A 10430-nucleotide genomic window follows, 5' to 3' on the forward strand; every position below is an offset into this window, starting at 1 on the left:
ACTTCGCTCAATACCCGTACTGCATGCTCGCGTCGACGTTGCTCTTGTCGTAGAAGCGATCCGACACCTTGACCCACGGCGGGATCGTTTCGCCCTTCGCGTACTTCTGCGCGACATCGCAGGCGAGCGGTCCGAAGAACGGGCTCGACTGCACGCTTGCACCGAGTTCGCCGGCCTTGATGGCTTCGAGGCCGCCCTTGGTGCCGTCGATCGTCACGAGCACGATATCCTTGCCCGGCTGCTTGCCCGCGGCCTTGATCGCGGCGATCGCGCCGAGCGCCATTTCGTCGTTGTGCGCGTAGACGGCGGTCACGTCCGGATGCGCCTGGAGCAGCGTCTCCATCACCTGACGGCCCTTGTCGCGCGCGAAGTCGCCGCTTTGCGACGCGACGATCTTCATGCCCGGATTCTTTGCGATCACTTCGTCGAAGCCCTTCTTGCGGTCGTTCGCGGCGGACGCGCCCGTCGAGCCTTCAAGTTCGATGATCGTCGCCTTGCCGTTGGTCGCCTTCACGAGCCAGTCGGCGGCGCGGTGGCCCTGATCGATGAAGTCGGAACCGATGAACGTGATGTAGTCCTTGCCCGCCTTGGCCATCGACTGGTCGATGTTGCGGTCCACGAGAATCACCGGAATGCCGGCCTTCTTCGCCTGCAAGACCACGGGCGCGAGCGGCTTCTCCTCGCGTGGCGGGAACACGAGCAGGTCGACGTGCTGCGCGATCATGCTCTGGATGTCCGAGACCTGCTTGGCCGCCGAGCTGTTGGCGTCGGTCATGACCATCTGCCAGCCGCATTTCGCCGCGATTTCCTTGAAGCTCTTCGTTTCCGCAAGACGCCACGGATTGTTGCTCTCGGTCTGCGCGAAGCCGACCTTCAGCGGCTTCTTGTTCGGGATCTTCGGCAGGCCGTCATCAGCGGCGTGGGCGGCGGTGAAGCCGGCCGCGAGCGTCAGGGCGGTCAGTGCGGCAGCGAGCGGGCGCGGGCCCAGGCGCGATTTCTTCTCTAGCGACAGCATGTCTTCCTCCATAGGATGGTTTGCCTTTTTCTAGTGATGCCGATGCTTGTGTTGCCCGGTCTGCCTGCTGCGAGAGTTTCAGTGCTGCGTCCTTGCGAGTGCGACGATTATTTCATCGCGTTTTATTAACGGTCAATCACTAATATTATTAGTCGCCAGCTGCTTTGCTTCGGTAATTACCCTGACCGAGCCGCGCTCGATCAGCGGTCCGTCGAGCTTGACGGTGCGGCGTCGCACGGGCGCGCCCGCCGCGCGGTTCTGTTCTTCCTGCAGGAGCGTCTCGACCGCCCAGCGGCCGAGCTCGTAGTTCGGCAGCACGACGGTCGAGAGCGGCGGATGCGTATGCCGCGCGATTTCCTGGTCGTCGTAGCCGAGCACGGAGACGTCGTCGGGCACGCGCAGGCCGAGCTGCTTCAGCGCCTCGATCGCGCCGAGCGCCATCAGGTCGTTCGCGCAGAAGATGGCGGTCGGCGGATTCGCCTCGCGCATCAGCGAGAGCGTCTGCTCGAAGCCCGTGCCGGGACTCCAGTCGCCTTCGCGCACGAGTTCCGGCGCGAACGGCAGGTCGGCCGTGGCGAGCGCCGTGCGATAACCCTTCAGGCGATCGCGCGCCGCGTCCTGCCAGGGTTCGCCGTTGATATAGCCGATGCGCCTGTGACCCGCGGCCAGCAGGTGATCGGTCGCCGTGTGCCCGCCCGCGACTTCGGCCGGCACGACCGACGACACGTTCGCCTCGTTCGCATAGCAGTTGAGCAGCACGGTCGGCACCCTGGCGAGCGCGGCCGGCAGCGTGACGCGGCGCGTGTACACCGTCGCGTAGATCACGCCGAGCACGTTCGGATTGCCGAGCGTCGCGTCGAGCACGCGGGCTTCGATCTCCGCGTTGCCGTGTGTCGAGTAGACCGCGAGCATGCGGCCATTGGCGAACGCGGCGTCGCGCGCGCCGTCGATGCTCACGACCGGATGCGGGCTCGTCGAGATTTCATCGGCCAGATAGACGATCAGATTGCGCTCGCCCTCGCTCTCGAGCGCCGCGACCGGCTCGCGCTGCGTCATACGGTAGCCCAGTTCCTGCGCGGCGCGCAGCACCTTGTCGCGCGTGGTGTCGGAGAACTTCGCGCCGCTCGCGTTGTTCAGCACGAGCGAGACCGTCGATTGCGATACGCCGGTGAGTTTCGCGATGTCGGTCATCGTCGGGCGGCGTTGCGTGGATTTTTTCATTGTGCGTGCCGCGTCGGGCGGCTCAACTCTTCACGAACGATGCGTCACGGGCCAGAGAAATTTACCACTAATATTAGTGATGAACAACGCGAAAAGCACGCGAGACTGCATGTATCAGATCAGGGTTTCCACCGGTTATTACTAATAATATTGACGAAGGGATTACGTGCGTGCGATTCTTTTCTCGAACCGGCAACGAGGAGACAGCGCATGGGCAAGTACGACGAGGGCACGCGGGACGCGCTCGCCGAAGCGTTCGAACGGGAGGGCATCGTCATGCTGCGCGATCATTTCCCGCGCGCCACACTCGAAGCCTGGCGGGACGCGTTCGCGCCTTTGCTGAAGCCGCACGTCGACGCCGATGCGAACGGCAATCGCGGGCCGGGGCGTTACTACGTGACCTTGCCCTTCGAAGGCGAATTCGCGGACCCGTCGATCTTCTGTGACGAGGACATCGTGGGCATCGTCGAGCGCGTCGCGGGGCGCGATCCGGTGATGTGCCAGCTCGCCACCGACACGCCCGTGCTCGGATCGGAATATCAGGACTGGCATCGCGACACGCCGCCGCTTTTCGAGGACGCGCCCGAAACGCCTTCGTTCCAGCTTGCGGTGAATTTTCCGCTCGTCGATGTCGATGACCATAATGGCCCGCTCGAAACGACGCGCGGCACGCATCGCATGTCGCGCGACGAAGCCTTTGCCGGCCTGCAGGCAGGACGCTTTGCAGCCGAGCGCGTGCCGATGCGCGTCGGCGACGTGCTGATCCGCGACGTGCGCGGCCTGCATCGCGGCACGCCGAACCTGACCGGCGAGCCGCGGCCGATGGTCGTGATCGGCTACAGCCGCGCGTGGTATTTCCGGCCCGAGGTGCGCATCGACGTGCCGCGCGATGTCCTGGCCGGATTGCCCGCGCGTGCGCGGCGTCTCTTGCGTTTCAATCCCCTGGTCGAGAAGACGGCGCGCGTCTTTGACGAAAGCTACCGGCAGTTCGCATATTGAGCGCCGCGCCTTCCGATCAGCTCGTCGAGCTGCGTCATGGCGAGCGGCGCGTGCTGCTTGCGCCGGCGGTCGGCGGAGCGATCGCGGCTTTCGACGAGACACACGGTGAACGCGTGATCGACTGGCTGCGTCCCGCGACGCCCGCAGCGCTTGCCGCGCGCGACCCGCTGGGCATGGCGAGCTTTCCGCTCCTGCCGTATTGCAATCGCATTCGCGATGCGCGCTTCGTGTTCGACGGTGCGCTCGTCGATCTTTCCGGCGATGGCAACGGCTTCGCGCATGCGCTGCACGGCAATGCGTGGCGCTTGCCCTGGCGCGTGGGCGATACGTCGAAATCGCGTGCGCGCCTGCATCTTCGGCATGAGCCTTCGCGCGAGGCGGCGCATCATTGGCCGTTTGCATACGAAGCGACGCAGGACATCGCGCTCGATGCCGATGCGCTAGCGGTCACGATGTCGGCGCGTAATCTGTCCGATCGGCCGATGCCTTTCGGCATGGGACATCACCCCTACTATCCGCGCACGCGCAACACGCGCATTCACGCGCGCGTCGCCGCGATGTGGCACAGCACGCCCGATCTCCTGCCGACGCATGCCGGCCCGCATGCTTGCGTCGACGCGATGGCGTCCGTGGAAGGCATGTCCGCCGATGCGTTCGATCTCGACAACAATTTTGCCGGCTGGTCGCGCGCGGCGACGATCGCGTGGCCCGACGAAGGCCGCTCGATCATGCTCGATGCCGAAACTCCTTTCGATCACCTTGTGGTCTACGCGCCGGCATCGCATCCCGGGCTGCTGTGCGTGGAGCCGGTGAGCAACGTGGCGGACTGGATCAATCTCGATGTCGATCGCGCGATGAAGGGCGGCGCGGTGCTGCAACCGGGCGAGTCGGTCAGCGCGAGATTCGCGTGGACGACCTGCGTCGAGCGGGGCGTCGCGGAACGCGTCCGCGACGCATGACTTCGCGCGGTTACTGACCGAAGAAGACGTCGCAGCGCGGCATGTCGGTGCAGCCTTGACGGCGGCCGCTCGCGGAGGCGCTCGCGCCGGCCGTCGTGCCACCGTAGGCGGAATCGTCCGCTTGCTGCGCGGGCGTCGCGGCGGTTTGCGACTGCTCGGGCGTGGCCTGCGACATGACCATCGGGCGCATCGTCTGGATGAGTTGCTGCGCGTCGGCGGGCATGCCTTGCGCGCGCGCGGCGCCGATGCCGGCAACATTGGCGACGATCGCGCAGGCGGCCATCATGGCGATGAGTTTGGGGTTGATCCTGGGCTTCATTTTCCAGCTCCTTGAAATAATGCATGCACAGGCAGCCGGGAAACGCGATTCTCGGACTCCTTGCAGCTTTGTCGACGGATGGGATCGAGCGCGTGCGGCCGTGATGGAGCATGCGGTCGCGCAAGCGCCGGCACGATGCGGGGTGGCCGATACGTGTTTTCGTTCGACGAGCAAATGGAAAGACGCGTCGAACGCGACAGAAGGCGCTCGAGGGCTAAGTTACGGCGATGCGGGGATGCGCGAAATCCCTATCTGGTGGGGATCCTTTTGCAGGGACGAGCCGATGCGGCGGTAAGCGCTTATTAAATTAGCCGCTAAACGAAGCCTGGACGGAAGAGCTGGCCCGGACCTTCATGCGGTCCGGGCGTGCAGATCGACGCTTAGTACGACTTGGCGGCGCCGCCACTCGAGGTGCCTGAATCCGAGTCGCTCTTCTTGGGCTTGTGCATCTTGCTGCCCGAGCTTTGCGTGGAGCCCATCGTGTTAGCGCCGGATGCGTTCGAGGTCGCGCCTGTCTCGCCGTTGCTGTTCGGCGTGCTCATGCCGGTGCCGCCCTGGCCGGCTCCGTTGCCGCCCGCCGTGCCGCCTCCCGCTCCGCCGCCCGCTCCCTGCGCCAACGCCGCGCCCGACAGGCTCAGCATCATTGCCGAAATCAGCAAGCCTCGCTTTGCGTTCTTCATGGTGTCCTCCCGTTGATCGGTTGTGGTGATGCGCGCCGCCTCGCTGGACGTTGCGGCTGCGCGGCTTACATTGCGCAATCGCCGTGCCGTGCGGGCGTCAGACCACGTTTCTGGAGAGGAACGCGAAGCTCAGCCCGGTGCTTCGTCACACCACTCGATGGCCCACGCGCGCGCGCAGTGAACGGCATCCGATTCGCTCGCGAAGGCATCGAGGTCGCCGGATTCGAAGACTTCCACATGCGTCGTGGGCTCGCCAGGCGCACGCGTAATGCGGGCGTGCGCGTAGTAATTCCCGTCCTCATCGTGACGCGCGGTGCAATCGATGTGGAATGTCTTGTAGTCGAATCGCATGGGGGCTCCGGGAAGTCAGGGTTTCAAAGTTGCCCGCGATGGTCGGACAGGTTCCATCGCGCGCCGCATCAGAACGCCGCGCGCACGACGCCGCCGTCCGCGCGCAGCGCGGCGCCGTTCGTCGCCGACGACAATTCCGAGCACACGTACGCCACCATGTTCGCGATTTCTTCGGGCGTGATGAAGCGCTTGAGAATCGAGGTCGGGCGCGCTTCCTCGAAGAACTGCGCCTCGAACTCATCAAAGCTCTTGCCGCCCGAGAGCTTCTCGACGAAGTCCGTGACGCCTTCGGAGCTCGTCGGCCCTGGCAGAACCGCGTTGACCGTCACGCCCGTTCCCGTGCAGGTTTCGGCGAGTCCGCGCGAGAGGGCGAGCTGCGCCGTTTTGGTGAGGCCGTAGTGAATCATCTCGACGGGAATCTGAATGCCGCTCTCGCTGCTGATGAACACGACCCGGCCCCAGTTCTTCTCCTTCATCTTCGGCAGATAGGCGCGCGAGAGCCGCACGCCAGACATCACATTGGCGTTGAAAAAGCGCAGCCATTCCTCGTCGGAGATTTCTTCGAACGGCTTCGGGTCGAAGATGCCCATGTTGTTCACGAGAATATCGACGTGCGGAAAGCGCGCGACGAGCGCGTCGACCGCCGCGGCCTCGGAGACGTCGCCGGCGAAGCCTTCGGCCTGCGCGTTCGGCACGTGTTCGCGCAGTCTGGCGAGGGCGGCATCGACTGACGACTGCGAGCGGCCGTTGACGATCACGCGCGCACCTTCGCGCGCGAGCGCCACCGCGATGGCGTGGCCGATGCCCTTCGTCGATCCGGATACCAATGCGAGCTTGTTGGCGATCTTGAGGTCCATGTCTGCTCCTTCAAAAAGATTTGACGGGATGCATCGCGCATAGCGCGATGTGTTGGTCAGAAGTTAACCAGAAGCACGGGAAACCTGCATGAACGGTGCATCGGCGGGCGCCGGACGCCACGTTCCGAAAATCGCGCAAGCCTTGTTCCATAAGGCTTTGCGGGGCGTGAAACGTTGCGACATAAATGCTCGATGGCGCGCGCCGGGGCCATCGAGCATAGTTGCGTCTGCGTGACCGGGAGCCAGGGCAGCAACGAGAACCGAGAGCCGTATCACGCACAGACGAGATCACGGATAAGGAGCGCAGCAGCACGGCAGCCTCCTCATCGCGCGGTACGAACGAGCCAACGATTCCACGTTTTTCCGGAGATGCATCATGTCCAACCCGATCAAATTTTCCTCGCTCAACACGACCTTCAGGAAGGCGCGCGGCGCGGCGCTCGTGGGGCTCGTCGTCGGCACGGCGCTGCTGGCGGGCTGCGCGAGCAACCCCGCGCAAGCCGCGAGCCAGTACGGCCGATCCGGCGCTCAAACCGTGCAGACCGTCGCGGCCACGCCCGCCGTGGGGCTCGACAACATTTACGTCTACGCCTTCGCCAGCGACGCGAGCGACGTGAAGCTCGACAACCACGGCATGATCTCGAAGATCGGCTCGGCGTTCTCCGGCGGCTCGCAGGCCGACAAAGCGACGCAGGACGCGATCGCGGCGCGTGAGGAAGTGGCGAACGAGATCGTCGCGAAGCTCCAGTCGATGGGCCTGCGCGCCATTCGCGCCGACGTGCCGCCGTCGGACGACCAGAACGTGCTCGAGGTCGTTGGCAACTTCAACACGATCGACGCGGGCAATCGCCGGCGCCGCATGCTGATCGGTCTCGGCGCAGGCGAAAGCAAGGTCGGCGCGACCGTGCAGCTCGTCTTCAAGCCCGCGCACGGCGCGCCGCAGCTGCTCGAGCAATTCGACGCGAAGGCCGACAGTGGCCACGCTCCTGGCGTCGCGGAGATGGCGGGTATCGGCGCGGCGGCGGGGCATGTTGCGAGTTCGCTCGCGGTGTCGGGCGGCTTGCACGCGGTATCGGAGACGAAGCACGCGGGAGTCTCGTCCGACGAAAAGCGCCTTGCTGATTCAATCGCAAAGCAGATCGCGAAGCTCGGCAAGGAACAGGGCTGGTTGCAGGCGAAGAGCTGAGCGAAGCGGGGCCATGCGCCCTCCGGAACCCTCGTACACTGATGGTTTCGGACGGATGTTCGCTTTGCGAGGCCCGCGCATGCCGACGATTGCCCTGATTGCCCTGACCGTTGTCGTTACCCTCGTCGTGGTGCTCGTGATCGCGAACTTGTCGAGCGGTGAAAAGAAGATCGAGCACCGGATCGAACGCCAGTACGCAAGCGACGATCCGCAGTTCATGCGCTCGATGGGCTTGCTGCTCGGGCCGCCCGTCGTCGAGGGCAACCGCTTCGAGGTGCTCGTGAACGGCGACGAGATCTTTCCGTCGATGCTGGACGGCATCCGCTCGGCGCAACAGACGATCACCTTCGAAACCTTCATCTACTGGTCCGGCGCGATCGGCGAGGAGATCGCCCATGCGCTTTCGGACAAGGCGCGCGCGGGTGTCGCGGTGCATGTGCTGCTCGACTGGGTTGGCTCGTCGAAGATGGACAAGCGCTATTTGCGCATGCTGCGCGAGGCGGGCGCCGAGGTCATCCAGTATCACAAGCCGCACTGGACGGGGCTTGGGCGCATGAACGACCGCACGCACCGCAAGCTGCTCGTGATGGACGGACGCATCGGTTTCACGGGCGGCGTGGGCATTGCCGAGGAGTGGACCGGGCATGCGCAGGACGAGAAGCACTGGCGTGATACGCACTTTCGCGTCGAAGGTCCGGCGGTCGGGCAGATGCAGGCGGTCTTCATGGACAACTGGATCAAGGCGAGCGGCAACGTGCTGCACGGCCCGCGCTACTTTCCGGAAATCGCGGTCGCGGGCGACGGGCTCGCGCACATGTTCAGCAGTTCGCCCTCCGGTGGCAGCGACGACATGCAGCTGATGTACCTCATGGCGATCACTGCCGCGACCCGTTCCATCCACTTGTCGAGTGCGTACTTCGTGCCGGACAAGCTGACGATCAACGCGATCGTCGAGGCGGCGAAGCGTGGCGTGAAGGTGCGGATCATCACGCCGGGCAAGCGCATCGACACGCACACGGTGCGGGAGGCGTCGCGCGCATGCTGGGGCGACCTGCTCGCGGCGGGCGTGGAGATGTACGAGTATCAGCCGACGATGTTCCACTGCAAGCTCATCGTGGTGGACGAATTTCTCGTGTCGGTCGGCTCGACGAACTTCGACAGCCGCTCGTTCAAGCTGAACGACGAGGCCAACCTCAACATCTACGACCGCGAGTTCGCGCGCCGTCAGACGGCTATTTTCGATGACGACGTTTCTTGCGCGAAACGCATTACGCTCGATGAGTGGCGTGGGCGTCCGTTTGCCGAAAAAATGCTTGAGCGAGGCATCGCGTTGCTCGATTCGCAGCTTTGAGCTTTGTGTTGTGGCGTCTTGTGGATGTTTTTTGTTTTTGCATATGTGGATATGTGAGCTTCCCTCGGTTTTTCGCCTTTCAGAGGCCCCGAGTTATGCAGCCGCATCCTTTGTCCGCTGAGCCGCAAGCCAGTCTTGCATGAACTGAGTTGGCGACATGAAGCCGGCATCGACCCACGCGCCGCAAAGTTCTCTGTGCGCGCAGCATCGAAGCGAAAGACTGCGCTCCGGCTCACCTTCAAAGAAGCGGCCGCGCTCTACATCGAGACGCACGAAGCCGGCTGGACCGGCAAGCGCACGGCGCACGACTGGCGGCAAACCATGCGTGACTACGCGGAGCCGGTCATTGGCGCGTTCGACGTGGCGGACATAGAGACGGACCACATCGTCTCAATCCTGAAACCGATCTGGACGGGAAAACATAAGACGGCCCGGAACGTTCGGAGTCGCATCGAGAACATTCTCGACTGAGCAACGACGCGCGGATCGCGCAACGGCCCGAATCCAGCCCGCTACGACGGTCGTATCGAGCATCTAATCGTCAAGCATGTCCATGTCGCCATGCCGCGGTCCTCACTGCCTTATCAGGAAGCACATGATTTCGTCCAAAAGCTGGCAGGCCGGACTGACAATGACGGTCGCGCCCTCTGGCTGGTGACCTACACCGGCGCCCGGTATATCGAAGCCGCTGCTGCGTGCTGGAAAGAATTCGATCTTCAACGGCGCATCTGGACGATTCCCCCGGATCGGATGAAGAAGAGGCATATTCACGAAATCCCGCTGCCGCGTCAGGTGGTCGCGTTCCTTGAAGCGCTGCCGGGCGATCATCATCCCGACGACCTTGTTTTCCCGTCGCGCGAAGGAACGCCGGTCGCCAATAGTCGCGTGAATGACGTGCTGCGCGATTTGGGCTATCAGATCGGCGAAGCCTCGACGCACGGTTTTCGCTCGACGCTGCGCACATGGGTGGGCGACACCTACAAAGACATCAAGAAAGAGATTGCCGAGTCAGTCATCGCCCACGATAAGCGCAGCGGCGTTGAACAAACCTGCGAGCGAACTCGCTTCCTCAAGGACCGTCGCCCCATCATGCAAGCGTGGGCCGATTACCTCGACGCGCCGCCGCCCGCAGACGAGGATTCGTTCCTCGCAGGAGCTTGAAAGACGAAGCGCCCAGCAAGGGGGGGCGCTATCGAATCGGATTGTGCTAGGTCAAAGCTTGGTTTTCCCGACCTTACCCTTCGTTTCGACGAGGCCTCAATTTCCCCCACTGGGATACGTGCGGTCTTGCGTCGGACCTTCTTCGTGCACGTTCCCGGCTTCGCGCCTCGCAATCGCGCGCCCTCAGACTGCTGACGAACCCCATGTTTTTCGGAACGTGGGGTTTGTTTTTTAGGCGGCAGCGCGGTTGGAGAGATGCGGTGCGATTTGCTCAAGTAAGCGCGCGAGGTCGGCAATGAGCCGCTGTAGCGGTTCGTGCAGGGGCCAGAAG

12 protein-coding genes are annotated in these 10430 nt (G+C 63.9%); 6 read left to right on the forward strand and 6 right to left on the reverse strand.

The genetic code is table 11. The annotated features are described in order from the left end of the window. Nucleotides 1-7: 7 nt before the first annotated feature. On the reverse strand, nt 8-1015 hold the full coding sequence (locus tag AWB83_RS03425; protein ID WP_087042875.1) for an ABC transporter substrate-binding protein: 1008 nt from the start codon (nt 1013-1015) through the stop codon (nt 8-10). A gap of 132 nt (nt 1016-1147) precedes the next feature. Further along, nucleotides 1148-2236: a LacI family DNA-binding transcriptional regulator gene (locus tag AWB83_RS03430; RefSeq protein WP_244197550.1), complete on the reverse strand. Its 1089-nt coding sequence runs from the start codon at nt 2234-2236 to the stop codon at nt 1148-1150. A gap of 210 nt (nt 2237-2446) precedes the next feature. On the opposite strand from AWB83_RS03430, the gene AWB83_RS03435 reads away from it, so the two are divergent. Next, nucleotides 2447-3235 (forward strand): phytanoyl-CoA dioxygenase family protein, encoded by a 789-nt coding sequence (locus AWB83_RS03435; protein WP_087042825.1) that lies wholly within the window; start codon nt 2447-2449, stop codon nt 3233-3235. Beyond that, the gene (locus tag AWB83_RS03440) at nt 3232-4194 is read left to right on the forward strand and encodes an aldose 1-epimerase (RefSeq protein ID WP_087042826.1); all 963 of its coding nucleotides are present in this window, start codon (nt 3232-3234) and stop codon (nt 4192-4194) included. Before AWB83_RS03435 ends, AWB83_RS03440 begins: the two co-directional genes overlap by 4 nt. Nucleotides 4195-4204: 10 nt before the next feature. Here AWB83_RS03440 and AWB83_RS03445 read toward each other — a convergent pair whose 3' ends face one another. The 4 genes from AWB83_RS03445 to AWB83_RS03465 form a co-directional block, all read right to left on the reverse strand. Beyond that, nucleotides 4205-4513, reverse strand: a complete 309-nt coding sequence (locus AWB83_RS03445) for a hypothetical protein (protein WP_244197551.1) — start codon at nt 4511-4513, stop codon at nt 4205-4207. 380 nt (nt 4514-4893) lie between these two features. After that, the gene (locus tag AWB83_RS03455; RefSeq protein WP_244197552.1) at nt 4894-5193 is read right to left on the reverse strand and encodes a hypothetical protein; all 300 of its coding nucleotides are present in this window, start codon (nt 5191-5193) and stop codon (nt 4894-4896) included. A 129-nt stretch (nt 5194-5322) separates the two neighbouring features. Then, a complete protein-coding gene (locus AWB83_RS03460) occupies nt 5323-5544 on the reverse strand; it encodes a hypothetical protein (RefSeq protein ID WP_087042830.1) in 222 nt (73 codons plus the stop codon). Nucleotides 5545-5612: 68 nt separating this feature from the next. Next, complete coding sequence (locus AWB83_RS03465; RefSeq protein WP_087042831.1) at nt 5613-6401, reverse strand: SDR family NAD(P)-dependent oxidoreductase; 789 nt, start codon at nt 6399-6401, stop codon at nt 5613-5615. 376 nt (nt 6402-6777) lie between these two features. Here AWB83_RS03465 and AWB83_RS03470 point away from each other — a divergent pair, with 376 nt between their 5' ends. The 4 genes from AWB83_RS03470 to AWB83_RS03485 all read left to right on the forward strand — a co-directional run bounded on the left by AWB83_RS03470 (nt 6778) and on the right by AWB83_RS03485 (nt 10099). Next, a complete protein-coding gene (locus AWB83_RS03470; RefSeq protein WP_087042832.1) occupies nt 6778-7587 on the forward strand; it encodes a DUF4410 domain-containing protein in 810 nt (269 codons plus the stop codon). Nucleotides 7588-7666: 79 nt separating this feature from the next. Then, nucleotides 7667-8938: a cardiolipin synthase gene (cls, locus tag AWB83_RS03475; RefSeq protein ID WP_087042833.1), complete on the forward strand. Its 1272-nt coding sequence runs from the start codon at nt 7667-7669 to the stop codon at nt 8936-8938. Between the two features lie 195 nt (nt 8939-9133). After that, nucleotides 9134-9409 carry a phage integrase central domain-containing protein gene (locus AWB83_RS36685; protein WP_087042834.1) on the forward strand — a complete coding sequence of 92 codons (276 nt, stop codon included), beginning with the start codon at nt 9134-9136 and terminating at the stop codon, nt 9407-9409. Nucleotides 9410-9499: 90 nt separating this feature from the next. Beyond that, nucleotides 9500-10099 carry a site-specific integrase gene (locus tag AWB83_RS03485; protein WP_087042835.1) on the forward strand — a complete coding sequence of 200 codons (600 nt, stop codon included), beginning with the start codon at nt 9500-9502 and terminating at the stop codon, nt 10097-10099. Nucleotides 10100-10430 lie beyond the last annotated feature (331 nt).

The sequence above is a fragment of the Caballeronia ptereochthonis genome, assembly GCF_001545075.1.
Lineage (GTDB): Bacteria > Pseudomonadota > Gammaproteobacteria > Burkholderiales > Burkholderiaceae > Caballeronia > Caballeronia ptereochthonis.